18 protein-coding genes are annotated in these 26355 nt (G+C 67.7%); 14 read left to right on the forward strand and 4 right to left on the reverse strand.

Going from position 1 to position 26355, the window contains the following annotated elements; genetic code table 11:
* Positions 1-79: 79 nt before the first annotated feature.
* From ACMGFE_RS19335 to ACMGFE_RS19350, 4 genes are all read left to right on the forward strand, one after another.
* Positions 80-376 carry a DUF7562 family protein gene (locus ACMGFE_RS19335; RefSeq protein WP_436926903.1) on the forward strand — a complete coding sequence of 99 codons (297 nt, stop codon included), beginning with the start codon at positions 80-82 and terminating at the stop codon, positions 374-376.
* Between the two features lie 96 nt (positions 377-472).
* Complete coding sequence (locus tag ACMGFE_RS19340) at positions 473-1804, forward strand: RNB domain-containing ribonuclease (protein WP_436926904.1); 1332 nt, start codon at positions 473-475, stop codon at positions 1802-1804.
* Between the two features lie 410 nt (positions 1805-2214).
* Positions 2215-2451 (forward strand): DUF8015 family protein, encoded by a 237-nt coding sequence (locus tag ACMGFE_RS19345; protein WP_436926905.1) that lies wholly within the window; start codon positions 2215-2217, stop codon positions 2449-2451.
* Between the two features lie 248 nt (positions 2452-2699).
* On the forward strand, positions 2700-3680 hold the full coding sequence (locus tag ACMGFE_RS19350) for a phytoene/squalene synthase family protein (RefSeq protein WP_436926906.1): 981 nt from the start codon (positions 2700-2702) through the stop codon (positions 3678-3680).
* Between the two features lie 78 nt (positions 3681-3758).
* Here the strand turns inward: ACMGFE_RS19350 and ACMGFE_RS19355 are convergent, their stop codons facing one another.
* Entirely contained in the window at positions 3759-4349 is a 591-nt protein-coding gene (locus ACMGFE_RS19355; protein WP_436926907.1) for a 50S ribosomal protein L15e, read from the reverse strand.
* A gap of 234 nt (positions 4350-4583) precedes the next feature.
* Here ACMGFE_RS19355 and ACMGFE_RS19360 point away from each other — a divergent pair, with 234 nt between their 5' ends.
* The 10 genes from ACMGFE_RS19360 (at position 4584) to ACMGFE_RS19405 (ending at position 22020) form a co-directional block, all read left to right on the forward strand.
* Positions 4584-5657: a TrmB family transcriptional regulator gene (locus tag ACMGFE_RS19360; RefSeq protein WP_436926908.1), complete on the forward strand. Its 1074-nt coding sequence runs from the start codon at positions 4584-4586 to the stop codon at positions 5655-5657.
* Between the two features lie 454 nt (positions 5658-6111).
* A complete protein-coding gene (locus ACMGFE_RS19365) occupies positions 6112-8004 on the forward strand; it encodes a cellulase family glycosylhydrolase (RefSeq protein ID WP_436926909.1) in 1893 nt (630 codons plus the stop codon).
* Between the two features lie 31 nt (positions 8005-8035).
* Positions 8036-10048 carry a glycoside hydrolase family 5 protein gene (locus ACMGFE_RS19370; RefSeq protein WP_436926910.1) on the forward strand — a complete coding sequence of 671 codons (2013 nt, stop codon included), beginning with the start codon at positions 8036-8038 and terminating at the stop codon, positions 10046-10048.
* A gap of 120 nt (positions 10049-10168) precedes the next feature.
* Positions 10169-10669, forward strand: coding sequence for a fibronectin type III domain-containing protein (locus ACMGFE_RS19375; RefSeq protein ID WP_436926911.1), 501 nt, complete (start codon positions 10169-10171; stop codon positions 10667-10669).
* On the forward strand, positions 10666-12189 hold the full coding sequence (locus ACMGFE_RS19380; protein WP_436926912.1) for a glycoside hydrolase family 12 protein: 1524 nt from the start codon (positions 10666-10668) through the stop codon (positions 12187-12189). Before ACMGFE_RS19375 ends, ACMGFE_RS19380 begins: the two co-directional genes overlap by 4 nt.
* A gap of 34 nt (positions 12190-12223) precedes the next feature.
* Complete coding sequence (locus ACMGFE_RS19385) at positions 12224-15244, forward strand: fibronectin type III domain-containing protein (RefSeq protein ID WP_436926913.1); 3021 nt, start codon at positions 12224-12226, stop codon at positions 15242-15244.
* A 31-nt stretch (positions 15245-15275) separates the two neighbouring features.
* A complete protein-coding gene (locus tag ACMGFE_RS19390; RefSeq protein WP_436926914.1) occupies positions 15276-17591 on the forward strand; it encodes an endo-1,4-beta-xylanase in 2316 nt (771 codons plus the stop codon).
* Positions 17592-17672: 81 nt separating this feature from the next.
* Positions 17673-19262 carry a cellulase family glycosylhydrolase gene (locus ACMGFE_RS19395; RefSeq protein ID WP_436926915.1) on the forward strand — a complete coding sequence of 530 codons (1590 nt, stop codon included), beginning with the start codon at positions 17673-17675 and terminating at the stop codon, positions 19260-19262.
* Positions 19263-19425: 163 nt separating this feature from the next.
* Positions 19426-21264 carry a hypothetical protein gene (locus ACMGFE_RS19400; protein ID WP_436926916.1) on the forward strand — a complete coding sequence of 613 codons (1839 nt, stop codon included), beginning with the start codon at positions 19426-19428 and terminating at the stop codon, positions 21262-21264.
* Between the two features lie 192 nt (positions 21265-21456).
* Positions 21457-22020: a DoxX family protein gene (locus ACMGFE_RS19405; protein WP_436926917.1), complete on the forward strand. Its 564-nt coding sequence runs from the start codon at positions 21457-21459 to the stop codon at positions 22018-22020.
* A gap of 81 nt (positions 22021-22101) precedes the next feature.
* Here ACMGFE_RS19405 and ACMGFE_RS19410 read toward each other — a convergent pair whose 3' ends face one another.
* The 3 genes from ACMGFE_RS19410 to ACMGFE_RS19420 form a co-directional block, all read right to left on the reverse strand.
* On the reverse strand, positions 22102-23343 hold the full coding sequence (locus tag ACMGFE_RS19410; RefSeq protein WP_436926918.1) for an ABC transporter substrate-binding protein: 1242 nt from the start codon (positions 23341-23343) through the stop codon (positions 22102-22104).
* 104 nt (positions 23344-23447) lie between these two features.
* On the reverse strand, positions 23448-24368 hold the full coding sequence (locus tag ACMGFE_RS19415; RefSeq protein ID WP_436926919.1) for a DUF7551 domain-containing protein: 921 nt from the start codon (positions 24366-24368) through the stop codon (positions 23448-23450).
* A 799-nt stretch (positions 24369-25167) separates the two neighbouring features.
* Entirely contained in the window at positions 25168-26076 is a 909-nt protein-coding gene (locus ACMGFE_RS19420; protein ID WP_436926920.1) for a serine/threonine-protein kinase RIO2, read from the reverse strand.
* Between the last annotated feature and the right edge of the window lie 279 nt (positions 26077-26355).

Raw genomic sequence — 26355 nt, forward strand, 5'->3', positions numbered from 1 at the left:
TTCTCGCTCGGCCCGCCTTTTAGTTCGGCCTCAATGATCAGCGCGAAGGGATAAGTAGTCGTCCTCCGAAGCGGGTGACATGTGGCGCTCCTCGAAACGGGGGCGGAGCCGGGTGACGTGCATCGCCTGCGGCGACGACGTGCCCCGGTCCGACGCCAGGGAGTACGACAAGTTCGGCGACCGCTGGGACCGCAAGGGCAAGGAGTTCGAGTACCTCTGCAAGCCCTGTGACCGCGACCGCTGTCACCAGCCCCGCGGGGACCTCGAAGCCCTCCTCGAAGACGTCGAGTCGAGTACCACCGGAACCAGTCAGGACGCGTTTCTCGCCACGTATATCGAACGGGCCGAGCGCCGCGACTCCATCGGGGAGCGGTAACCGACGGTTCGCCGCTCGTCCGTCGCTCGTTCGCCGCCGCTGGACAGGCGCCCGGACCACAGAAAGCCTATCTGTACCGTCGTCATAGCCCGCTACATGACTACCGAGGACGAGCAGGCCCAGGCCGGCACCGTCGAGGGCCAGGGACCCGTCGAGATCGACGAGGAGATGGCCCGCCACCTGGCGAACAAGCGTGAGGAACTGTTCGAGAAGTTCGAGATCCGCGACGAGTTCCCCGCGGAAGTGATGCGGGAAGCCGAGGAGCGCACCGAGGACGTCCAGCAGGAGATCGCCGACGAGGTCGACGAGCGCCGCGACCTGCGCGACATGACGACGTGGACGACCGACCCGATCGACGCGCAGGACTTCGACGACGCCATCTCCGTCGAGAAGCGCGACGACGAGTACGTCCTCTGGGTCCACATCGCCGACGTGTCCCACTACGTCACCCCCGGCACGGCGATGTGGGACGAGGCCCGCGAGCGGGCCAACACCGTCTACCTCCCGGCGTACACCGTCCACATGCTCCCGCCGATCCTCGCCGAGACCGTCTGCTCGCTGGTTCCCAACGAGGACCGACTGGCCCACACCGTCGAGATGCACCTCGACCCCGAGACGCTCTCGTACGAGGAGATTAACATCTACAAATCCGTCATCGAGTCCGACGCGCGGCTCACCTACACCGAGTGCGAGGCGATCCTCGACGACCCCGAGAGCGCCGACGACCTGCTGGAAGACACCGACGTGGACCTCGCCGAGAAGACCGAACTCGTCTGGGAACTCGCCGACCGGATGCACGAACAGCGCAAGGAAGACGGCTCCCTGGTGCTGAACCCCGCCCGCGACCGTGCCCACACCATCATCGAGGAGTGCATGCTCAAGGCCAACAAGGCCGTCACGCACGAACTCATGTGGGACCGCGGGGTCGAGGCGATGTACCGCGTCCACCCCCAGCCCTCGCCGGACGAGTGGGACGAGGCGCTGCGGGAGATCCAGGACCTGGGCGGCGTCTCGATCCCCGGCGACTCCTGGGACGACCCGCGGAAGGCCGTCAACGCGACGCTCGAACAGGCACCCGGCCGTCAGCTCTCGAAGATCCAGCGCGCCGTGATGTTCGTGATGCCCCGCGCCAAGTACATGAGCGACCCCTTCGGCGGCCACCACGCCCTGAACTTCGAGATCTACGGCCACTTCACCTCGCCCATCCGTCGCCTGTCGGACCTCATCAATCACTGGATCGTCGCCACGAACGACGTCCCCGAGGACCTCGCCGCGCTCTGTCAGCACGCCTCGGACAAGCAGAAAGACGGCGAGCAGTGCGAACGCGAGTACAAGCAGTTCCTCCAGGAGGTCGGTCTCGACCCCCACGCCGTCAACAACCGCGGGCTGGAAGTCGTCGACGAGGACGAAGGCGAAAACGAGGACTGACCGACGCCTCGCCCCAGGGCTCCGACCGACGCCCCGCCCCAGCGCTCCGACCGACGCCCCGCCCCCGCCCCCGCGCGCCGTCCGACCCGCCTCTCCCTCGCCACCGCTGCCTCCTGCTTTCGACCGGCGCGACGTCGCCTCCGTTCCGGCTCCCCGCCTGTTCCCCCGGCCGTCTCGATGCGACTTTTCAGCCCTCGTCCTTCGAGGACGATTTCCGCTCGCGATAGTTCACGCGCAGAACGCCGCGCTCCCCGGTACTCCACGGTCTTTCGTATTCTCAAAACTTATAGAAATAATTCAAAAATAGTCCGTGGCGGGTTACTGGGTGTTTGGAGTGTGTTCAGAAAACTGAACTGGCATAAAATTTTAGTGGGGATCGATCGTAGCATCGATCGAGAGGTGACGAATCGATGGCCACCAGAGACAGGACTCGCCCCACGCGGGAGCACAGCATCGCCGACCGCCGACTCTCCCGATACGACCTCCTGTTACTGGTGATACCCGCGGCGTTCCTGCTGGCGCTCGTGGGGTCGACCGTGTCGTCGATCCCGACGTCGGCGTTCGTGGCGGGCGCGTCCATCGTCGGCGGGCTCGCCGTCGCCGACGGCCTGTTCGTCAACCCTCCCGGGCGCAGTCGCGGTCGGTAAGTGACGATTGTTCCGAGAGATCGTCCGCACAGCCGTTCTCGCCGATACGTTCTCCCGTCCGTCGAAATCGCCGATCACCCGGTAAGGCGTGCGTTCGCCGATCCCGTCGGTAGGCCGAACCAGTTTGGTGGGCTCTTTATTAAATATCTCTCGAACGTACTGTTACGAACGGCTGCCGGCGCTACGGCCCCTGGTGGTCCCCACCGCGGACGCCGCGACCCGAACACACCGGTGAGTTCACCTCAATCATGCCAGACAGCGACCAAATCGACACGAGCAAGCAGATCCACAAGCGGACGGGTCGGACGTTCTACGTCGCGACGAAGCTCCTGCCTGAGCGGGTGCGGGAAGCGACGTACGTCCTCTACGCCTTCTTCCGGGTCGCCGACGAAGTCGTCGACCGGACCGACGACCCCGACCCCGCCGCGCAACGTCGTCGCCTCGAATCGATGCGGGCGGCTGCACTGGGCGAGCCCGCCGAGGCGGCCGACCTGCCCGACGACGAGCGGGCGGTACTCGCCGCCTTCCGGTCGCTGGCCGCCGAGAAGGGCATCGCGGACGACGAGGTCGCGGTGTTCGTCGACGCCATGATACAGGACATCGAGACGGCCCGATACGAGACCTACGCGGACCTCGAAGCGTACATGCGCGGGTCGTCGGTCGCCGTCGCGAACATGATGATGGCTGCGATGGAAGTACCCGACGCCGAGCGCGAGCGCGCTCGCCCCCACGCGGCAGCCCTCGCGGAAGCGTTCCAGCTCACCAACTTCCTGCGTGACGTCCGCGAGGACGTCCACGACTACGGCCGAGTGTACCTCCCGCGGGAGACTCTCGACCGGTACGGCGTCGCGGAATCGGATCTCGCAGTGGCCAACGTCACCGACGAGTTCGTCGCGGCGATGCGCCACGAACTCCAGCGGACGGAGCGGCGCTACCGCGAGGGAGTCGCCGGCATCCGACTGCTCCCCGAGGACTGCCAGTTCGGCGTCCTCCTCGCGGCGGTGTTCTACGCCGAGCACCATCGACTGATCCGGGCCCGTGACTACGACGTGCTCTCGGAGACCCCCGAACTCGGCCGACTGCGCCGGGGCTACCTGCTCGTCCGGACGTGGGTCCACTGGCGGCGCCACCGCGACCCCGAGGCGACCTTCTACGCGGTCAGCGCGATCTCCCGGGGTGGCGAGGGCGACGGCGTCGAGACCGACGGCGCGACGGGCTACGCGGCGTAGCGCCGCCCCGGATCGCGTTCTCGACGACGGTCGCTGTCGCTCTCGGATTTTCGACTGCGAAAAAATCGCGTGGCGAGTCTATCGGCCGCGGTTCTCGTTGCTGGAGAGGCTCGGGCGCGTTCGCTCGGAGCCCTTCCCGCGCTTGTTGAGACCGCGGTTGCGGCGACCGGCGCTGGTGAGGCCGCGCAGCGCGCGGTCGGTGTGCTGGGACTCACAGATCCAGTTGAGATCGTCGTCGTTTTCGATCGCGGGGTGTTCGGGGTCGACGAGGATCACTTCGAACCACTTCTGGCTCCCGTCCTGCCCGACCGGGTAGGAGTTGAGCACGCGAAGGTTCGGGTAGACGCGGGTCGAACGCTCCTCGGCGACGCGCTGGAGGTTCTTCCGGCGGGTGATCCGGGTCACGCCCTGTCGCTTCGAGCGACGACCGGCCGTGAAGCGCTGCTTGCGGGCGCCGCCCTTGCGGATGCTCGCGCGGACGACCACGACGCCCTGCTTGGCCTTGTAGCCGAGCGAGCGCGCGCGGTCGAGGCGCGTCGGTCGCTCGATGCGCTCGATGGCGCCTTCCTCGCGCCAGTCCTGTTTTCGCTGCCACTGCAACTCCGCCAGCTTGCCGTCGTCCGGGTCCTTCCAGGCGTCCCGGATGTAGGTGTAGAAGCTCTTTGCCATGGGTGTTCACCGCCGGGCGTTGCGTGGTTCAATCTCCGGCGACGGTCGCCGGAAATCACATCCCGACCTGCACAGGCAGGTGCCCGCTGGTGCCCGACCGCCCAGCGAGTTGATTTCGAGTTCCGCGTTCGCGCCCTTAAGGGATCCGAACTCCCGTCGGCGCGGACGTGTCTCTCGGCCAACTACTGTCACACGTACATTATTATACGATTGTATTTTACTCCCAAGGACACGATGGAACGCGAGGATCTGCTGGGGGGACTCGAAGACGCGGGGTTGACGTCGTACCAGGCGGAGGCGTACCTGACGCTGCTCGACATGGGGGTGTCGCCGGCGGTCGACGTGGCGCGGAACTGCTCGATCCCGGTGCCGCGGATCTACGACGTGCTGAACGAACTGGAGCAGATGGGGTACGCGGAGACGCTCGACAGGGAGACGCTGCACGCGCGGGCCCGCGAGCCGGCGGAGTTCGTGCAGGACCTCCACGAGCGGAGCGACCGGATCTCGGAGGTCGCAGACGAGATCGAGGAGCGCTGGGAGGCGTCGCCCCTGGGGGACAACAAGATGAACGTGACCAAGCGGGTGGAGACGGTCGTCGACCACGCCGAGGACCTGATCCGCGAGGCCGACTCCAGCGTCGACCTCGCGCTGACCGACGAGCAGCTGGTGGCCTACGAGCGCGCTCTCGCGGACGCGATGGACAACGACGTGGTCGTCCGGGCGTCGGTCGTCCCGACCGAGGGGGTCGACCTCGCGGACCACCCGGTCGCGGACCTGGTGACGGAGATCCGCGAGCGACCGCTCCCCGGCCCGTTCTGCGCGCTCGCGGACAGGACAAGGGCCTGCCTCGCACCCACGACGCGCATGCCGGAGCCGTACGGGGTCGTCATCGACGACGACATCGTCCCGTTCATCTTCCGCTGGTACTTCCAGACCTGCCTCTGGGAGGTCTGGGACACGGTCTCGCGGCGACGGCAGGACCAGCCCGTCTACGTCTGCCTGGAGGCGTTCATCAGAGACGTCTACCCCCTCTGGTGGGACGACGCGACGATCTCCGTCACCGTCAGGGGGACCGAGACCGACTCCGGACGCGACCGGGAGATCTCGGGCGTCCTCGTGGACGTGCACTACTCCGCAGAGTCCGCGAGGACTCCGCAGCCACCGACGCTGCTCGAACTCGCGGGACAGGCCACGGTCGCGCTCTGGACGCCGAACGGAACCTGCACGATCGGAAGCTGGGGTGCGCTTCTAGAAGACCTCGAAGCCCGGCGCGTCACTGTCGATGCCATCGAGTGGCCGGCTCCGTAGCGTCCGGTCTGACGCCGTCGTGACGACCGTTCGACGCCGCGTCCGTCTCTTCTTCCGTGGGGCCACCGCGAGCGTGCGAACGACAGACTACTCTATTCTCGTCCGCGATATTAGTGTCAATGAATAATATAGTGAGTAATTATAAACTAATTGTATTAACTGGAGTAAAAATGTCCGCGACCGCTGACGGCACCGGGCGTCTCCCGGTGTCCGCGGGAATTCCCGTCTCGCCGGTTCGAGACGGATCGCTTATGTGTCTGAAATTTTACCACGAAATGACGGAATTCGGATATAGTAATTACGAGCAACTTATGTCGTCAATACATGGACTATGGAGCTTCTATTGTAGGATTCGCTGATGTAGATTATTCTTACCTCTCGGCCTAGAAAAACGTTTTATACCGGTCATACGATGTAGGTGATGCACACCTTCCGGTGTGTATCGGAGGCAGAAATGACGAACAAACGGCAACCCCCGGAGGGGGGACGAGAGGAATCGCTATCCACGGAGTCGAGCGAGGACGGCGGGGGACCGTCCCGGCGCGACTTCCTCAAAGGGAGCGCGGCGGTAGGTGCCGTCGCGCTCGGCGTGGGGGCGGGGGCGATCGGGGCGGCCTCGGCGGGCATCCCGACGCCACGGCTCCACCGCGACGGCAACCTGATCAAGGACCCCGACGGCAACACGGTCACGCTGCGCGGGGTGAACATCGCGGACCCCAAGCGGATCAACGTCACCTCGCAGGCGCGGGGGAAAGACGCCGTGCAGGTGATCGACATGCTCACCGACGCGAGCAACGGCTGGTACCCGCGGATGATCCGCGTCCCGGTCCAGCCCGTCGACATCGGCGAGTACGAGCCCGGCTCCGGCCCGCCGGTCCCGGCGTTCGACCAGACACAGCTGGAGAGTTACCTGACGAACCACCTCGACGAGGTGGTCCAGCGCTGCGCCGAGCGCGGCGTCTACTGCGTCATCGACTACCACCGCCACCGCGACGTGCAGTGGGCGGAAGGCCAGGACGGCCCGGTCAACACGGCGCTCCAGGACGAGGTCGACATGTTCTGGGACACCGTCGCGCCGCGGTACGCCGAGGACACGCACGTCCTCTACGAGGTGTACAACGAACCCACCGAACCGGGGATGTGGGGGGACCCGACCACCACGCAGTGGGTGGCCGACGTCTGGCAGCTCTGGCTCGAGATGGCCCAGCCCTGGGTCGACACGATCCGGAGCCACGCCGACAACCTGATCCTGATGGGGTCGCCCAGCTGGACCCAGAGTCCGGAGGGCGCGCTCGTCGAGGAGTTCGACGGCGAGGACATCGCCTACACCTATCACATCTACCCGGGTCACAACTCCAGTCAGAACCAGAACTGGGAGGACGCGTCGAACAACGGCGAGGGGGTCGCCGGCGTCTACGAACAGGCGCCCCTGTTCGTCACCGAGTTCGGCTGGGAGGAGAACGGCGGCCAGTACATCGGGGGGACCGACGAGTTCGGCGACGCGTTCCTGGACTTCCTCGAGAAGAGCCCGGCCATCCACTGGACCGCCTGGATCGCCGACCCCGTCTGGCGCCCGGTCATGTTCGACCGCCCGTTCGCCGACAACGCGAACGACTCCGTCGGCGACCCGTACAACGGCACCGTTCCGGAGGCCTGCTCGGACCTGCCCTGCGAGTGGTCGCTGACCACCGGCAGCGGCCACATGGGCGACGACGTCAAGAACGCCCTCGAACAGTACCGCAACGACGGGATCCCCGGGGAGGGCACCGCGACCGGTACGCCTACCCCGACGGACACGGACACCGACACCCCGACCGACACCGACACGCCGACCGACACCGACACGCCGACCGACACTGACACCGACACCCCGACGGACACTGACACGCCGACGGACACCCCGGCGGCCGACGCGCTGGTCGTCGACGACTACGACGGCGACCCCGGCTGGTCGAGCCACCGCAACGACCTCGGCGAGTGGTGCGGCGCCGGCTCGTTCGAGAACGGCGGCGGCGAGACTTCGAACGGCGCGCTCGTCCTGGAGTACGACAACGGCGGCTGGTTCCAGGAGCAGATCAACCAGTCGGTCACGGACTACTCGACGCTCGTGTTCAGCGTCAGCGGCGCCAACGGCGGCGAGGAGTCAGAGATCCTCTTCGACATGGGCGGCGTCCGCACCATGCTCGCGAACGTCACCGACGATTCGATCGAGACGAGCACGTCCGACGTGACCGTCGACCTCGACTCTGCGGGCGTCGACCGCTCGTCGTCGTCCATCTCCGTTCGGCTGAACTTCTGGCAGGGTGGCAGTAGCACCCTGGAGATCGACGAGATCCGGCTCGAATAGACGCGCAACCAACCTACACCCTATCACGACGATGACAGACCACGATTCACGCGACAGCGTCCGATCGACGGGCGAGCCACGAGACAGTGCACAGTCGACGAACGATTCGACGGGCGACGGCGGCGGGTTCTCCCGGCGGAGCGTCCTGAAGGCGACGGGGGCGGCCGCGCTCACGGCCGGCTTCGCGAACAGCCTCATGGGATCGGTCGCGGCGGTCGGGATCGACACCCCGCAGCTCCACCGCGACGGCAACCTCCTCCGCGACCCCAGCGACAACCAGGTGATCCTCCGCGGCGTCAACATCGCGGACCCGGCCCGTTGCGCGCGCAGCTGGCGCGGCAAGGACGCCATGGGCGTCTTCGACAAGGCGACCAACACCGACGAGTCCAACGACGGCGGCTGGTACAACCGCATCGTCCGCATCCCGACCCAGCCCCAGGACATCGCAGACGCGGGCACCGGCAGCGTCGGGAGCATGCCGCACAACGACGACTGGGGGCCGCTGCTCCCCGGACAGATCGACGAGTCCGACCTGGAGACGTACTTCTCGACGTACGTCGACCCGCTGGTCGACGCCGCCGAGGAGCGCGGGCTGTACGTGATGATCGACTACCACCGACACTTCCCGATCTTCCACCAGCCCCAGCACGAAGACGACATCGGCGACTACCAGTGCGGCGCCGAGACGTTCCCGGACGACCTGGGCTTTTGCGGCGAACGCGGCGTCCTCTGGCATTCGGAGGACCAGGCGTCCCAGCTCGACGGCTACACGGAGGAGTACGCGGCCGAGCTCGACGACGAGCTCCACATGTACTGGAACTTCGTCGCCCCGCGCTACAGCGACCGCTCGCACGTCATCTACGACGTGTACAACGAGCCGACCGGCCCGTACGCGGGCGACTGGGGCTCCCCGACGGAGCTCCCCTCGACCGGCGAGGAGGGCGAGGGCAACCCCTCGTACGACGCCCCCGAGAACGAGCAGTACTGGGACATGTGGGTCGACCGCGCCCAGCCGTGGATCGACACGGTCCGCGAGCACGCCGACAACCTCCTCACGATCGGCTCTCCGCGGTGGAGCCAGCTGACCTACTGGGCGCCGGGCAACGAGTTCTCCGGCGACGACATCTGCTACACCGGCCACGTCTACACCCACGACGGGATGCGGCCGCTGTCGGACTCGTTCGGCACGCCCGCCGAGGAGGTCCCGGTGTTCTTCAGCGAGTTCGGCTGGGCCGAGGGCGGCGGCCGCGACGGGTTCAGCTTCCTCGAAGGGACGGCCGACGAGTACGCCGACGGCTTCGAGACGTTCATCGAGGAGTACCCGGTCCACCCGATCTGCTGGAACTTCGACCACACCTGGGAACCCTCGTTTTTCGTCCACGAGACGAGCCAGGACGGCACCTGGGAGATCCACGACTACCAGGCCCGCCCCGGCCAGTGGTGGCAGGAGTTCCTCTACGAACACCGCAACGACGACCTCCCCGGCGACGACGCGACCGACACTGCGACTGCGACCACGACGGCGCCCGGGACGGCCACGGCCACGCCCACGCCGACGGATACGCCGACCGACACGCCGGACACGCCGACTGACACCCCGGCCGCTGATGCACTGGTGGTCAACGACTACGACGGGGATCCCGGCTGGTCGTCCCACCGTAACGACCTCGGCGAGTGGTGCGGCGCCGGCTCGTTCGAAAACGGCGGCGGCGAAGAGACGGGTGGCGCGCTCGTCCTGGAGTACGACAACGGCGGCTGGTTCCAGGAGCAGATCAACCAGTCAGTCACGGACTACTCGACGCTCGTGTTCAGCGTCAGCGGTGCCAACGGCGGCGAGGAGTCAGAGGTCCTCTTCGACATGGGCGGCGTCCGCACTTTGCTGGCGAACGTCACCGACGATTCGATCGGGACGAGCACGTCCGACGTAGCGGTCGACCTCGAATCTGCGGGCGTCGATCGCTCGTCGTCGTCGCTGTCGCTGCGCCTGAACTTCTGGCAGGGAGGCAGTAGCACCCTGGAGATCGAGGGGATCCGACTGGAGTAACGGGGGACCGACACTCGAACGCCGGTCGACGGAGACTGATGGGGGAACCGGACCGTCGGGGGGCGGTCGCCGGCCGACGGATCCGCTCCGAACCGTTCGACCGCGCGAATCACACGATCCATGACACACGACGAACGAGAGCGCGATCGGGTGGAGGGGGAGCACCCACAGGTTCCCGGAGTGCGAACCGACGGCCGTCTGTCGTCCGTCCCGTCGCCGCCGCTGGCGCTGACGGTCGACGGCACGAACGCGGAGACTGTACTGGTCTCGTGGTCGGCGCCGCCCGACGCGGGGGCGTCCGGGGTCGACCGCTACGACGTCACGGTCGACGGCACGAAACGGGGGGAGGCCGCGCCGGGAACGCGCCGGGTCGCGATCACGGATCTGGCGCCCGACACGACCTACGCCATCGGCGTGGCGGCGGTCGACGAGGAGGGGGAGGCCTCGCCACCGATGCGGGCCGAGGTGGCGACGGCGACCCGCGCCGGCGAGACGGCTGCGGACCGACCGCGAGGTCGCTCGACGAGAGCCGAACCGAACAGCGACAGGACCGATTCGACTCGCCGGCGGGGGTCGTCCGACGGCCGCTCGGGGAGTCACAGGGGGCGACACGAACCATGACACGCGACGACGATTCACAGACGACAGACGAACAGACAGCCGATATGGAAGGCCGCGGCGCGGAAGGTCGCCGCGAGAGCGTCATCAGGACCCGCCGGTCGCGGCGACGGTTCCTCGCGGCCAGCGCCGCGCTCGGCGCGGGCGCGCTCGCGCTCGGAACCGGGGAATCGGCGACGGCCGCGCCCGTCGAGGAGAAGTGCAACACCGAGGAGTTCGGTCAGATACAGGTCGCCGACGGGTTCGCCCTGCTGGACAACCAGTGGGGCAACTCGGACGCCGACCAGTGCATCTGGCTGCACGAGGACGGAAGCTACGGCTACGACTTCGACGCCTCGGACACCGGCGGCGGGATCAACTACCCCGAGGTGCTCGTCGGGACCAAGCCGTGGGGATCGGACACCGGTGTCGACGAGTTCCCGGTCCGCCGGCGGAACGTCGACGAACTCGTGATCGACGTCGAAGCCGAGTACAGCCAGTCCGGCGGCGAGTGGGACTGGGCCGAGGAGTGGTGGCTGATGGAGCAGCCGCCGAGCCAGGAGACGGAGACCCACCAGTACGAGGTCATGCTGCTGCTCGACTGGAACGACCAGCACGACCACGGCGAGGTCACCGTCGAGGGGGCCTGGACCGACCAGTACGGGAACACCGTCGACCACTGGACGACCTACGGCTCCGGCGGGACCGACGCGACGTTCTACATCTTCCGGATCCAGGGGGGCCACGACGGCGGGAAGGTCGACATGACGGAGGTCGTCGACTACCTCACCGCCGAACACGACGTCGCCGAGGACCTGTGGCTCTCGGGTATCGAACTCGGCAACGAGTACTGGGGCGGCTGCGTCGGCGAGACGACCTACGAGACGTTCGACGTCACCGTCAACGGCTCGACGTACACCAGCGGGAGCGACGGCGGGGACCAGACCTCGACGCCCACGCCGACGGAGACACCCACGGACGTGCCGGACGACACGCCGACCGATACCCCGGACGACACGCCGACCGATACCCCGGACGACACGCCGACCGATACCCCGGACGACACGCCCACGCAGACGGACACGCCCGACGGCGGTGACCCCGGCAGCGCACTCGTCGTCAACGATTATGACGGCGATCCCGCGTGGGACAGCCACCGTAACGACCTCGGTGAGTGGTGCGGCGCGGGGTCCTTCGAGAACGGGAGCGGCGAGGTGCGTGACGGCGCGCTCGTCCTCGAGTACGACAACGGCGGCTGGCTCCAGGAGCAGATCAACCGGGACGTGAGCGACCGCGAGACGCTCGTCCTCCGGCTCAGCGGGGCCAGCGGCGGCGAGGAGTCCGAGGTCCAGTTCAGCATGGGCGGCGTGTCGACGCTGCTCTCGGAGGTGACGAGCGACTCGGTCGGGACGAGCGCGTCGGACGTGACCGTCGACCTCGACTCGGCGGGCGTCGACCCGTCGGCCTCGGGGCTGTCGGTGCGGCTGAACTTCTGGCAAGGGGGAGCCAGCACCCTGGAGATCCACGAGATCCGGCTGGAATAGCGCGACCAACGACGACAAATCAACGGAGACACACATGACATCCGACGAGACGACAGCGAACGACGAACGGACCCCCGACGAGGCGGTCGGCGACGGGCCGACCGGCGCGGACGGCGGGAGCGGCGGACGGTCACCGGCCGACGCCGCGATCGGGACGACGACCAGGCGAACGGCGCTCAAGACCATCGGCGCGGTCGCGGCGGCGGGCACGCTCTTCACCGGGCAGGCGAGCGCGGGCGTGCCGACGCCGCGGCTCCACACGGACGGGCGGTGGATCCGCGACCCCCAGGGCAACGAAGTCCAGCTCCGGGGGATGGCGACCGCCGATCCCGGGTTCTACCGGCAGTACCACCCGAAGTCCTTCGAGGAGGTGCTCCGGCGGGCCACCGACGAGTCAGACGGCTGGCACCCAAACGTGGTCCGCCTGCCGTTCACGCAGGACAGCGTCGACCACTTCGGTATCGACACGCTGGTCGAGGAGTTCATCCGACCCTCCGTCGACATCCTGGCCTCGCGTGACGTGTACGCGCTGGTGGACTTCCACCTCATCCGGCCGTACACCCAGGAGGCGACGGAGACGTACAACTCGAACAACGACGACACGCTCTCGCCCATCGACGACGTGATGACGACGTTCTGGGAGGCCGTCGCCCCGGAGTTCGCCGACGACGAGCACGTCATCTACGAGCTGTTCAACGAGCCCACCCAGCCGACGATGTACGGCGACGACGCGGGCGCCTGGCAGACCTGGCGCGACGCGGCCCAGCCGTGGGTCGACCTCGTACGCGAGCACGCGCCCGACACGCCGATCATTATCGGCTCGCCACGGTGGACCTCGGTGACGCACATGGCCCCGGAGTACCCCTTCGAGGGTGACAACCTGATCTACGCCGCGCACATCTACCCCGACAACGGCGCGCCCGCGGAGTTCGACCAGTACTACGGCGAACCCGCAAACGACGTGCCAGTGGTCGTCACGGAGTTCGGCTGGGACCCCGAGGGCGGCAGCGTCGACCAGGGGACCACCTCCGGGTGGGGCGAGCCGTTCCGCGAGTGGGCCGAGGGCTACGAGAACATGGGCTGGATCTCGTGGTGTTTCGACGACTCGTGGGCGCCGACGTTCTTCGACTCGCCGGGCGACGGGGCGGCCGAGCCCTGGACGCTGAAAGACGGCGACGACCAGATGGGCGGGTACGTCAAGACCTGGCTGGAGGAGACCCAGGACGACAGCATCCCCGTCAGCACTATCGACGACTCGACGGCGCCGCCGACGCCCGGGAACCTCACCGTGACCGACGCCACCGAGATCAGCGTCGAGGTGTCGTGGGACGCCGTGACCGACGAGGGCGAGGCCGGCCTCTCGCACTACACGCTCTCCGTCGACGGCACCGAGACCCACGAGGCACTCCCGGGCACCACCTCGGCGACCGTCTCCGGGCTGGAACCGGCGACGACCTACGAGATCAGTCTCACCGCCGAGGACGACGCCGACAACGTCTCGAGCCCGGCCACGGTGGTCGCCGAAACCATCGCGACCGACGCCGAGCAGTCGCCGTACAACGGCCCGCACACGGTCCCCGGCCGGGTCCAGGCCGAGGACTTCGACGAGGGCGGCCAGGGGGTCTCCTACTACGACACCACGTCGGCGAACCAGGGCGGCGCGTCCTACCGCGACGCGGCCGTCGACATCGGCACGTCGGCCAGTTCGGGCTACAACGTCGGCTACATCGAGACCGGCGAGTGGCTGGAGTACACCGTCCAGATCGAGTCGGGCGGCTCTCACGAGACCCACGTCAACGTCGCGGCCGGCAACGGCGGCGGCGGGAGCCTCCGGATCGACGTCGACGGCGAGACGGTCGCCACGCAGGACGTCTGGCAGACCGGCGGCTGGTCGAACTGGCAGGCCATCCGCGTCGGTGACCTCTCGCTCCCCGAAGGTGAGCACCTCGTCCGGGTCACCGCCGAGTCGGGCGCCTGGAACTTCGACTGGATCGAGTTCGGCGAGCCGAGCGGCAGCGGCGACCAGCAGGCGCCGACGACGCCCGCGAACCTCGCGGTGACCGGGACGACCGATTCGTCCTTGTCGGTCTCGTGGGACGCGTCGAGCGACTCGGGCGGCAGCGGGCTCGACCACTACGTCGTCTCGGTCGACGGGTCGCAGGATCAGACGGTCGCGGCGGGGACGGCCAGCGCGACCGTGGACGGCCTCGACGCCGACACGTCGTACGCGATCGGCGTCACGGCGGTCGACGGCGCCGGCAACGAGTCCGCGACGGCGTCGGTCAGCGCGACGACCGACGCGGCCGGCGGCGGCGACCAGCAGGCGCCGACGACGCCCGCGAACCTCTCGGTCGCCGACACTGCGACGACCTCGGTGTCGGTGTCGTGGGACGCCGCGAGCGATTCGGGCGGCAGCGGGCTCGACCACTACGCGGTCTCCGTGGACGGCTCGCAGGACCAGACCGTCGCGGCCGGAACCACGGAGGCGACCGTCGACGGCCTGTCGGCGGCGACGACCTACGAGATCGGCGTCACGGCGGTCGACGGCGCCGGCAACGAGTCCGACACTGTGACCGTCCAGGCCACGACCGACCAGTCCGACGGCGGCGGGTCCGGCGACGCGCTGGTGGTCAACGACTACGACGGCGACCCAGCCTGGTCGTCCCACCGCAACGACCTCGACCAGTGGTGCGGCGCCGGCTCGTTCGAGAACGGCGGCGGCGACGTCGAAGACGGCGCGCTCGTCCTGGAGTACGACAACGGCGGCTGGTTCCAGGAGCAGATCAACCAGTCGGTCGAGGGGTACTCGACGCTCGTGTTCAGCGTCAGCGGCGCCAACGGCGGCGAGGAGTCGGAAGTGCTGTTCGACATGGGCGGGGTCCGCACCATGCTGGCGAACGTCACCGACGATTCGATCGGCACGAGCGCCTCCGAGGTGACCGTCGACCTCGAATCGGCGGGCGTCGACCGCACGTCCTCGTCGCTGTCGCTCCGCCTGAACTTCTGGCAAGGAGGGTCCAGCACGCTCAAAATCGAGGAGATACGGCTCCAATAACGAACGTTACGACGACGAGATCCACAGAACGATGACAGAACACACGCGCGACACTGAACGGATTGAGACACCGCCGAACGACGCATCGGGCGACGACGACGCGGAGGCGTTGGCGTCGATGGACCGCCGGGACTACCTGAAGGCGTCGCTGGCCGCGGCAGCCATGGCCAGCCTCGGCAGCGCCGGGGCAGGCACGGCGGCCGCGGAGACGGCCGACACGTCGAAGACCGTCGACGAGCGCATCCAGGAGCACCGCACCGGCGACCTCGAGGTCGTCGTGGAGAACACCGACGGTTCGCCGGTCTCGGACGCCGACGTCTCGGTCTCCCAGCGGGAACACGAGTTCAGCTTCGGCACCGCCGTCAACGCCGACAGGCTCATCAACCAGAGCAGTCCCGGCGACAACTACCGCCAGTATATCCCGGAGCTGTTCAACACGGCGGTGCTCGGGAACCAGCACAAGTGGCGGTTCTGGGAGAACGACCAGCAGCTCGCCGACGAGGCGACGAACTGGCTGCTCGACCAGGGGCTGGACATGCGGGGTCACGTCTGCCTCTGGGGCCGAGACGACGTTTGGGCGATCCCCTCGGACGTGCAGACGGCCATCGACGAGCGCGACGCGGAGACCATCCGCGACCGCTCGATGGCCCACATCGAGGAGATCATCACCCACTACGGCGACGACATCACCGACTGGGACGTCGTCAACGAGGCGATGCACGCCTACCAGCTCCAGATCGGCGTCTACGGCGACAAGATCGACCAGGAGGAACCGTGGACGGGCGAGGTCGTCCCGTGGACCTCCCAGCTCCTCGCGGACTGGTACGACAAGGCCGCGTCGGTGATCGACGACAACGACCTCGACGTCGGCGTCGCGGTCAACGACTTCAACCAGTTCCCCTACTCGTACACGGACGGTCGCTACGAGGCGGAGATAGACCACATCAACGAGAACGGGGCACAGCTGGACACGGTCGGGCTCCAGGCCCACGTGGCCGCCCGGCAGGGCGAGTTCGACACCAACAGCGACCCGGACGGCCGGATCGACGCCGACCAGGTCGTCTCGGAGATCAACACGTGGGCCGACCACGGCGCGCGCGTGAAGATCACGGAGTTCGACACCTACAACGGCGACGACTGGAACTCCGACCAGGAGCGCGCGGACGTCACGGAGAACTACCTGCGGGGCGCGTTCTCCCACCCCGGCGTCGACGCCTTCGTCATGTGGGGCTTCTGGGACGGCGACCACTGGCAGGACGAGGCGCCGCTGTTCTACGACGACTGGTCGCAGAAACCCGCCTACGACGTCTGGACCGGCCTCGTCTACGACGAGTGGTGGACCAGCGACAGCGGGACCACCGACGGCTCGGGCGCCTACGCGACGACGGCCTTCCTCGGCGAGCACGAAATCACCGTCAGCACCGACAGCGATTCGGCGACGACCACGACCAGCGTGACGGACGCCGCGGGGACGACGACGGTGACCGTGACGGTCGAGGGCGACGGCGGCGGGAGCGGCGACACCCAGCCCCCGACGACGCCGGAGAACCTCTCGGTCACGTCGACCACCGCGTCGACGGTCACCGTCTCCTGGGACGCCTCGACGGACAACGGCACCGCGGGACTGGACCACTACGCCGTCTCCGTGGACGGCTCGCAAGACCAGACGGCCGGCGCGGGCATGACGACGGCGACGGTCGACGGGCTGTCGGCCGACACGTCCTACCAGATCGCCGTCTCGGCGGTCGACGGCGCGGACAACGAGTCCGACGCGGCGACCGTCGAGGCCACGACCGGCCAGTCCGACGACGGCGGGAGCGGCGACGCGCTCGTCGTCCACGAGTTCGACGGCGACAACTACCCCGGCTCGAACGACCTGGGGAACTGGGCCGGCGCGGGGAGCTTCGAGAACGGCGACGGCTCGGGCGCGGTCGCCGACGGTGCCCTCCGACTCGAGTACGACAACGCCGGCTGGTTCGCGAGCAACGTCGGCCAGTCGGTCGCCGATCGGCCGGTCCTGCACCTCCGCGTCCGCGGCGACGCAGGCGGTGAGGAGTCGCACTTACGGCTGAAGGTCGGCGGCGTCGACGACCTGCTCGGGAACCTCACCGACGACGCCGTCGGCACGGAGTGGTCGACGGTGTCGGTCGACCTCGGGGCGAACGGCGCGGACCTCGACCAGCCGAACTCGGTGCGGTTCAACTTCTGGGAGGGGCACGCCGGCGCGGTCGAGATCGACCGGATCGCCTTCGCAGCGGCGGGCGACGCCGGCGATGCGAGCAGCGAAGTGGCCGGCAGAACCGACGCGGACGGCGAGATCGATGCGGACGGCTCTCCCGCGGGGTGAGCGACACGCCTCCCTGAGTGCCGGTATCGACCCTCGCGAGACGGATCGACACGAACGACAGACCACACCACCACGAGACAGATGACACGCGACGACACGACTTCGAACGGACAGCGCGGCGACCAGCACGGAGAGACGGCGGACGGCGAGGCGGGGACGCTCTCCTCGTCCCGGCGGCGGACGGTCCTGCAGGCGCTCGGCGGGGGCGTCGCCCTCGGCGCCGTGGGGGCGCTCGCGACGAGCCCGTCGAGCGCGGCGGGCGCGGACTTCGGCGACGGCGTCAACCTCCAGCCCTCGTACTACTGCAGCGGCGACCAGGACCTGGGCTGGGACCTCATGGGCGAGTACCCGGACGTCGAGACGGTCCGCATCGAGATCGAACCGCCGTCGATGGGCGAGAGCCAGTCCACGATGTCCGACGCCAAGCGGTGGATCGACGAGGCCTATCAGCACGGGTACGACATTCTGGCGACGTACCACCACCACCCGCACAACGGCTCGGCCGACGCGGCCCACCTCCAGAACGCGGCCGACTGGTGGGTCGAGCAGTACGACTACCTCTCCCAGGACGCCGAGTTCACGATCAACCTGATGAACGAGTGGGGCAACCACCAGGTGACCGCCGACGAGTACGCCTCGGCGTACGACGACGCCATCTCGACCGTGCGCGACGGCACGAGCTACTCGGGCCCGATAGTCTGCGACGCGCCGGGCTGGGGCCAGGGGACCTACCGGCTGGCCGACGCCGTCGAGTCCATCGACGACGACGACCTGATCCTCTCGGCGCACGTCTACCCCGTCGGCTGGAACGCGACGACGGGGGAGTACCTGGCGCCCGAGGACCTCGACGCGCTCGACGAGACTGACTACCCCTGCGTGGTTGGCGAGTTCGGTAGCATGCCCCAGAACAGCGACGGCGAGGCCAACTGGTCGGCCATCGTCGACCACGCCAACGAGCTGGGCTGGCCGGTGATCGGCTGGAGCTGGAACGGCGACGGCACCGGCATGAACATGGCCGACCCCTACTGGGGCGACGACTGCAGCGCCGACGAGTACGCGACGAGCGACTACTTCGACGTCGTCTACGACAAGCTCGGCGACGGCGGGACCGTGACCGACACGCCCGGCACGCCGACGGACACGAACACGCCCGAGACGCCCACAGACACGGATACGCCCGAGACGCCCACGGATACCGACACCCCGACGGATACGCCCGACACGCCGGTGGCCGACGCGCTGGTCGTCGACGACTACGACGGCGACCCCGGCTGGTCGAGCCACCGCAACGACCTCGGCGAGTGGTGCGGCGCCGGCTCGTTCGAGAACGGCGGTGGCGACGTCGAAGACGGCGCGCTCGTTCTGGAGTACGACAACGGCGGCTGGTTCCAGGAGCAGATCAACCAGTCGGTCGAGGGGTACTCGACGCTCGTGTTCAGCGTCAGCGGCGCCAACGGCGGCGAAGAGTCGGAAGTGCTGTTCGACATGGGCGGGGTCCGCACCATGCTCGCGAACGTCACCGACGACAGTATCGGGACGAGCGCGTCGGACGTTCGTATCGACATGGAGTCGGCCGGCATCGACCGGTCGTCGTCGGCGCTGTCGGTACGGCTGAACTTCTGGCAGGGCGGCAGTAGCACCCTGGAGATCGAGGAGGTGCGACTGGAATAGGCGAGGACTCCCGCGGCGACTTCCGTACCTCAGCGGACGCGTCGAGTGAACGCGTCCGGTTCGCGGCGCCGGACCCCTTCGAGTCCGGGTAGTTTTACGATTCGGAAACTTATTTTTACTATTCGTTAACATTAATAGGTATCAAACGCACATGTAAACTGCAATGGTAGATAGACGAACGGTACTGAAAGGGGGAATCGCATTCGGCAGTCTGGGGCTGGCGTCGACGGTCCTGGGACAGGACTCGACGCTGGCCGTCCACGAGTTCGACGGCGGCACCTATCCGGGGTCGAACGACCTGGGGTACTGGGCCGGCGCGGGGAGCTTCGAGAACGGCGACGGCTCGGGCGCGGTCGCAGACGGCGCGCTCCGACTCGAGTACGACAACGCCGGCTGGTTCGCCAGCAACGTCACGGAGGACGTCTCGGAGTACCGGTACCTCACGCTCCGCGTTCGGGGGGACGCGGGCGGAGAGGAGTCCCAGTTCCGGCTGAAGGTCGGCGGCGTCGACGACCTGCTCGCCGACCTGACCGACGACGGCATCGGGACGAGTTACTCGACCGTCTCCGTGGACCTCGAAGCGGCCGGCGCCGACCTGTCGAACCCGCAGGCCGTCCGCATGAACTTCTGGGAGGGGTCCTCGGGCGCGGTCGACGTCGACCGGATCGCGTTCTCGACGGATCCCGACGGCGGAGGCGGCGGCGGGACGACGACGACGGCGCCTCCGACAGACGACCCGACGCCGACACCGACGGACGCGCCGGACGACGGGACAGAGACGCCGGACGACGGCACCGACACGCCGACCGACTCCGGGCCGGGCTGGGACCTGCCGTTCCCCGACCGGCCGCCGGAACCCGACGCGCTCCCGTCGGAGATCACCGCCGAGACGACGGTCGCGGAGCTCTGCGAGCACTTCGACGACCCGTACTACGTGCCGCGTGACTTCCTCGACTACATGCCAGGCGAGAACGCCTCGGACTCGGGCGACGAGTGGACGGACGCCGAGAAGGCCGAGGAGTTCGGTTACGACGTCGAAGCGGTCCGGAACACCGTCCAGGACGGGTCGCTGACCCTCGGCGACCTGGGGTCCCAGGCGCTGCCGATGGTCCAGCAACTCGCCGAAAACGACTTCCCCGCGCATGCGACGGTCAAACTCCTCCCGCGACTGGCGCTGCTGCCCGACGAGACGGAGGACCCGGGGACCCACGACGAACCCCAGAACGTCTGGGCGGAGACGGCGGGGCCGACCGCCGCAACCAACGACCCGGACCAGCTGGTCCAGGACCGCTGGCCGACGGACGCGCGGACCTACCAGCCCGACGAGGTCCGCGTGCGCGATCGGATCCACGACCAGCCCGAGTACGACGACAGCCGCGAGTGGGGGAGCTCGGCGCCCCTGCCCGACTCCGTCCTCACCAACGAGGACAACCCCGTGCTCGACGCGGCCGCCGACAAGGTCCACCCCGTCACCGGCGAGTCGGTGGGCGACGGCTTCACCGCCAACGCGCCGATGGAGGCGGAGGTCCGGATCCACGAGCAGGGCGGCGCGTACCTGAACCAGTACATCCGGCTCACGAACACCAGCGAGGTGCCGTACTTCCAGGACGGCGCCGTCGTCTGGTGGCTGGGCCCCTCGGGCGAAGCGGCGAACCTGGCCGACGGTCACTGGAACAACCCGCACCGGCCGAGTTCGTCGCTGGGTCACCCACAGCGCGACGTCATCGAGGTGCTCCACCCGGACTACGACGACCTCTCGGCGTACGCGGTCCGGCTGGCCAACCACGACGAACCGTACCACATGCGGACCATCTACCCGAACCAGAGCGTCGCGATGGAGATCGGGACGCCGGTCTCGGCGGACAACTGGTCGACCAGCGCTGAGCGGCAGGACCTCGTCGACACGATGCTCGACTCGCTGCACGTCGAACTCGAGACGGACCTGGACCGCAACGACGACCTGCTCGACGCGGTCGACCTGACCTACCGGGTCCCCAACTGACCCGGTACGGGCCGAACCGACGAACCGACCGCTCCAATTTATCTCGTGCGCGCGAAGAACAGTTCTTCCGAGCCGATCCGTCTCGACCGCGACCGGGCAATTCTCGGGGACAGAGAACGCTTCTCGAAAGCGGAGAACAGCTCTCTGGGTATATCTCCTGGGGAGCCGTCTCTATAGATAGAGGTCATCACAATGGCAACCACGACGTCACGCGCGAACGAGTTCGAGAGCAAGATCGGCGGTCTCACGGTCCGCGGGAAGGCTCACAGCCTGAGCGCGTGGTTCGTGCTGGCGCTGCGACTCATGATGGGCTACGCGTTCTTACACGCGGGCCTGACGAAGGTACTCGAAAGCGGCTGGGCCGCTGACGGCTACCTGGTCCACGCGGCCGCGACCAACGGCAACCCCCTGGGGGGGATGTTCCTCTGGATGGGGACGACCGACTGGTTCGTCGCCTTCCTGAACGTGGCCGTCCCGTGGGGCGAGTTGCTCATCGGTCTGGGCCTCATCGTCGGCGCGCTGGTCCGCCTCGCGGCGTTCTTCGGCGCGTTCATGATGCTCATGTTCTACTTCGGGAACTGGAGCATCGAACACGGCGTCATCAACGGGGACTTCGCGTACATGCTCGTGTTCCTCGCCGTCGCCGCCTTCGGCGCCGGCCGGATCGTCGGGCTGGACGCCCTCATCGAGCGATACGAGGTCGGCGGCGAAGCGCTCGTCGAACGCTACCCCCGGCTCGAATACGTCCTCGGCTGAGGCCGAGGCGCTTCTCTTCTCGCTGTCGTCGAACAACTCTGCACGGATGCCGCGGGCGCTACCGGTGAGGCGCCCGCACTGTCACTCCTCGCGGAACGCCCCGGTGACGACGTCGGCGACGCGCTGGCGATCGAACAGTTCGGTGTCCTCGGTCACCTCGCCGAAGGTGTCGGGGTAGAGCTGTTTCGCGGCGCGTTCGGTCAAAAACAGGTTGTGGATCGGTCCCTGGTGGAGGTAGCCGCCGCGGTAGACCCGACCGTTCTGTACGGCCGTCAGTTCGCTCCCCACGGGGTGGTCCTCCATGAACGCCACGACCGTGTCGCGGAACGCTGTCGCGGACTTGCGCTCGTGGCCGCGGATCAGGAGCACGTCGGGGTCGATCTCGAGCAGGTTCTCGTAGTCCAGTTCGCCCCGGTTCTCGGTGCTCAGATTCTCTACGCCCGTCCCAGCGAGCGCGTCGGCGACGCCGAGGTCGCGCCACTGCTTCTTGCTCGTTCCACGGTCGTTGAGCCGGTACGGCGAGAACGTCTCCGGTTCGTTCGTGCCCTCGAAGGTCAGGAACACGTTCGGCCGTTCGTCCGCAGGAGGGAGCTGGGTCTGGAGGTCGGCGATGAACTCGTCGTGCAGTTCCCTGAAGGCCTCGAAGCGCTCGCGCTCCTGGAACACGGTCCCCACTTTCTCGAAGGCCTCGTACAGGGAGTAGTACCGGTAGTCGTGCCACTCGTCGGACCGGCGGAAGATCAGGTTCCCGACGAACGGCCCGACGTTGTCGGCGATCTCGTCGACGTCCGACTGGTCCCAGTCGAACCAGTTGATCAGCATCCCCGGGTCGTAGACGTGGACGTCGTTCTCCAGCTCGTAGAACTGCTCTTTCGTCCGGACCTGGGGGTACCGTTCCAGCCGTTCGCGGTCGACGTCGACGCCGGGCAACTCGTCGTAGACGCCCGTGTAGTACCGATCCGCGCCGCCGATGCCCGTCATCCCGTCGGCCCGCCCGAGCGCGACGCCCATGTCGGCGTACTCGCCGCAGTAGGCGATCCACTGCTCGGGAACCGCGTCGAAGGTGACCTCGCCGACCGGTGCCATCGTCACCGAGTACGGCGTCGCCGACTCGGTCGCGGCGGCCGTCGGCGTCGCGTCGCCGGCCGGGTCGCTCTCGGTCTCCGTCCTTCCGTTCGCACCGCTGCCCGCCGTATCGGCCGCGTCGGTCGATCCATCCTCCGCCGCGCAGCCCGCGAGCGCTCCGCAGCCCACGATCGCACTACCGTAGGTCACGAACTCTCTGCGCGTCGGTCCACCCGCTGTGTCGGCGTCTCGCACCATGTTTTTAGGCTCACCTAAACATTACTTAGCAGTTCCGAATTTTAGGCGGGCCAAAACCCATCCGTTCCCGCCTCGCGGCCGGGGCGTGGACCGCCGGGGTCACGTTACGCTCTCGGCTGGATCGGGGCGCTCGCGAGGCCGTCCGGTTCGCCGTCGGTGCCGAGTTCGACGGTGACTCGCCACCCCTCGTCCGCGGCAGCGACCCGCAGCGCCGCCGGCGCCATCGCGGGTCGGTGCCGGTAGAGTTCGACCGCGACCGGGAGCACCGGCAGGCGGTCGTCCTGCGGCGAGAGCGCGTACTCCGAGAGCGTCGTGCGGACCGATCGGGCCCCGGTCGCGCGGTCGATCCCCGCCGGCGCGCACGTGAACTCGCCGACCAGCCCGCGCCGGTGGAGCGCTCGCAACGCGGCGGTCACCGGTTCGTCCGCGCGGTCTCCCGGACCGAGCTGGGCCGCCGTGGCCGACAGCACCTCCGCCTGACGGACGGGGCTGAGTCTGTCGTCGATCTCGGTCGCCATGCTCTCCAGCAGGCACAGACAGAGGTCGTCGGGGTCCTCGACGGTCTCCGCCCGCTCGAAGTACGTGTCCATGATCGCGGTCTCGACGCCCTCGCACGCCCCGTCAGAGAGCGTCTCGAAGGTCGCGGCGGCGACCCGGTGGCAGAACTCGATCCGTCGGCGCCGCGCGGGCTTGCGCTCCTCACCGTCGCCGAAGGGTTCCGGCGTCGTCGGCGCGTCCGCGTCCGTGGCGAGCACTCGCGAACCGTCCGGTCGAGCGGGCGAGTCGCCCGCTTCGCAGACGATCAGGTCGTACCGCGGGGTCCGTGGGTCGTAGCGTCTGAGCGCGCTGCGGTACTGCTCGGTCGCGTGGACGGCGGCGCGAGCGACGGTGCGGGTGTCGAACCATAGCCCGGCCGCTGGCACCGGCCGTTCGCCGGTCCGGCCACAGACCACGTAGTACGTCCCGTCCTCGCTGGCGAGCGCCTCGATCCGTTCTCGAATGTCCGTGAGCGTCGTCCCTATCATCGTGTTTCGTCCTCCCGTTGTGGACTGCCCGTACGGCCCCGACTCGGGGTTTGCCCGTCGAGGTCGACGGGACGGTATCGTCCTGTCGTCTCAGTCGTCGAAGCCGAGTCTCTGTGTACGCCAGACCTATCCGCGGACTTCCCGGTGACGACCTGCGGGAATTCACCGTTCACGCAGTCGTTGCGAGCCGGTCCACGCTCCGCGTCGGCAGCGCGCGCCATGTTTTAGGCTGGCCTAAACAATACAAAGTGTTTCCGGATTTCGGGCGACCTGTACGTTTCACCTCCGTTGACCGACGGCCCCGCGCTGGTGTGTTGTCCACTCTCATGGAGACGGCATCGACGAGTGCAAGGGCGGCCGAACAGGTACTTGGTCTGACCACGAGTTCCGGAGAGTGGGCTTAACCGGCTTCTCCGTACGACGCGAGCGTCGAGAACCAGTGCGACCGGAGCGCTCCGCAGTATGGAGGCATCGGCGGCCCGCTCTCGTGGAGTCGGAACCCGCAGTGGGACGCCCGTCGAGTGCGATCCGGGTTCCCTCGGCTCTCCCCGGTTCAAAGACGCGCTCTGATTCCGACGAGTGGTCTCCCATCTCTGTGGTTCGCACCCGATTCCTTTCAGCGGACCTGAAAACCGCTTGCGTTCAGCGAAACCCGTCAGTCCAGGCCGCTTTCGTGCGCATTCGATCCCGGTCGGTGGCACATTTGATATAGCATTATATGATTTACGGGCACGAAACGATCGATATATTCTGTTGCTTGCTGCTGGTCGGGAAAGGGTTAATCGGCCGAAATTGCCGCTCACTCGGCGAATTCGGCCACCGATTCGAAGGCGTCCGCAGCGAGCGCCTCGGCGAGGGCGGGGACGTCGATCTCGTCGACGTGGCTGGGGTATTTGCGGGCGAAGTAGCCGACGACGTTCTCGACGTCGCGTTCGAGGAGTTCGCGCGCGTTGTCGTGGTCAGTCGCGACGGCCTGGGGCCAGTCGAAGACGACGACTCCCTGCTCGGTGACGAAGACGTTGTACTCGCTCATGTCGGCGTGGACGTACCCCTCGGCGTAGGCCGTCGCCATCTCGTCGAAGATCAGTTCCAGGACGGGGATCACCTGTCCGTCGGTGAGCTTCGTCCGCGAGAGCTCGACGCCGTCGACCTTCTCCATGACGAGCGCGTGGCGATTCTGATCGATCGGCTGGGGGACAGACACGTCGGGATAGAGCGATTCCAGCGCCTCGTACTCGCGCTCGGCGGCCTTGCGCGCGGTGTACTGCCAGGAGACGTGACCGCGGTCCGCCGTGTAGTCGCGCTCTTTCATCACTTCCCGGAAGTTCGTGTATCCCTCGCGGTGGTACTTCAGCGCGAGCGGTCGGTACGAGCGTACTTCGTACACGTCGCTCTCCTTGCCGACGCCCAGGGGGGCGCCGACGCCGTCGAAGGTCTCCCGTTCGGCGAAGGTGTGCAGCGCGAGCGCGTCGTAGCCCTCGAAGGTGAGCTTGAACCCCTCGTACTGGATCGTCTTTCGCTCGACCAGCCCTCGGTCCTCGCAGCGGTCAAGCCGGTAGTCGACGTCTTCGGCGGAGAGGCGGGTGAACTCGGGGAGCTTCTCGCGAGCGACGTACTCCGAGAAGCGCATCCCCTGTTCGACGCCCGAGAGGAGATAGAAGTCCTCGGGTTCGAGGTCGGCTATCACAGATGCGACGTTCTGGACCATTACTCGCCCATACTCCGTCGATGGGGAAAAGCCCGGCGCGTTGGACGACGACCGCCGATAAATCACATATCGCGATATCGAATCGAGCCCGATCGCCCGATTCGACCAGTGCACGAAATCGATTGTTTCGGCGCCCATCCAAGCGAACGGCCGCGTCGTGCGTGCTATCGCGCTTCTATCCGCGACCGGCCCGGTCTTCGACGCCGCCAGCGGGGCCGACGAGGGAGGCTCTAGCGCCGAGCACCTCGAAACCCGTTTCACCAGCGATCAATTCCAGGG

This window comes from Halosimplex amylolyticum, from assembly GCF_051414035.1.
GTDB lineage: Archaea > Halobacteriota > Halobacteria > Halobacteriales > Haloarculaceae > Halosimplex > Halosimplex amylolyticum.

Excerpts from the sequence above, each read along its gene's own strand:
- ACMGFE_RS19335 (WP_436926903.1), top strand. The coding sequence starts at position 80 with ATGTGGCGCTCCTCGAAACGGGGGCGGAGCCGGGTGACGTGCATCGCC.
- ACMGFE_RS19340 (WP_436926904.1), top strand. The coding sequence starts at position 473 with ATGACTACCGAGGACGAGCAGGCCCAGGCCGGCACCGTCGAGGGCCAG.
- ACMGFE_RS19345 (WP_436926905.1), top strand. The coding sequence starts at position 2,215 with ATGGCCACCAGAGACAGGACTCGCCCCACGCGGGAGCACAGCATCGCC.
- ACMGFE_RS19350 (WP_436926906.1), top strand. The coding sequence starts at position 2,700 with ATGCCAGACAGCGACCAAATCGACACGAGCAAGCAGATCCACAAGCGG.
- ACMGFE_RS19355 (WP_436926907.1), bottom strand. The coding sequence starts at position 4,349 with ATGGCAAAGAGCTTCTACACCTACATCCGGGACGCCTGGAAGGACCCG.
- ACMGFE_RS19360 (WP_436926908.1), top strand. The coding sequence starts at position 4,584 with ATGGAACGCGAGGATCTGCTGGGGGGACTCGAAGACGCGGGGTTGACG.
- ACMGFE_RS19365 (WP_436926909.1), top strand. The coding sequence starts at position 6,112 with ATGACGAACAAACGGCAACCCCCGGAGGGGGGACGAGAGGAATCGCTA.
- ACMGFE_RS19370 (WP_436926910.1), top strand. The coding sequence starts at position 8,036 with ATGACAGACCACGATTCACGCGACAGCGTCCGATCGACGGGCGAGCCA.
- ACMGFE_RS19375 (WP_436926911.1), top strand. The coding sequence starts at position 10,169 with ATGACACACGACGAACGAGAGCGCGATCGGGTGGAGGGGGAGCACCCA.
- ACMGFE_RS19380 (WP_436926912.1), top strand. The coding sequence starts at position 10,666 with ATGACACGCGACGACGATTCACAGACGACAGACGAACAGACAGCCGAT.
- ACMGFE_RS19385 (WP_436926913.1), top strand. The coding sequence starts at position 12,224 with ATGACATCCGACGAGACGACAGCGAACGACGAACGGACCCCCGACGAG.
- ACMGFE_RS19390 (WP_436926914.1), top strand. The coding sequence starts at position 15,276 with ATGACAGAACACACGCGCGACACTGAACGGATTGAGACACCGCCGAAC.
- ACMGFE_RS19395 (WP_436926915.1), top strand. The coding sequence starts at position 17,673 with ATGACACGCGACGACACGACTTCGAACGGACAGCGCGGCGACCAGCAC.
- ACMGFE_RS19400 (WP_436926916.1), top strand. The coding sequence starts at position 19,426 with ATGGTAGATAGACGAACGGTACTGAAAGGGGGAATCGCATTCGGCAGT.
- ACMGFE_RS19405 (WP_436926917.1), top strand. The coding sequence starts at position 21,457 with ATGGCAACCACGACGTCACGCGCGAACGAGTTCGAGAGCAAGATCGGC.
- ACMGFE_RS19410 (WP_436926918.1), bottom strand. The coding sequence starts at position 23,343 with ATGGTGCGAGACGCCGACACAGCGGGTGGACCGACGCGCAGAGAGTTC.
- ACMGFE_RS19415 (WP_436926919.1), bottom strand. The coding sequence starts at position 24,368 with ATGATAGGGACGACGCTCACGGACATTCGAGAACGGATCGAGGCGCTC.
- ACMGFE_RS19420 (WP_436926920.1), bottom strand. The coding sequence starts at position 26,076 with ATGGTCCAGAACGTCGCATCTGTGATAGCCGACCTCGAACCCGAGGAC.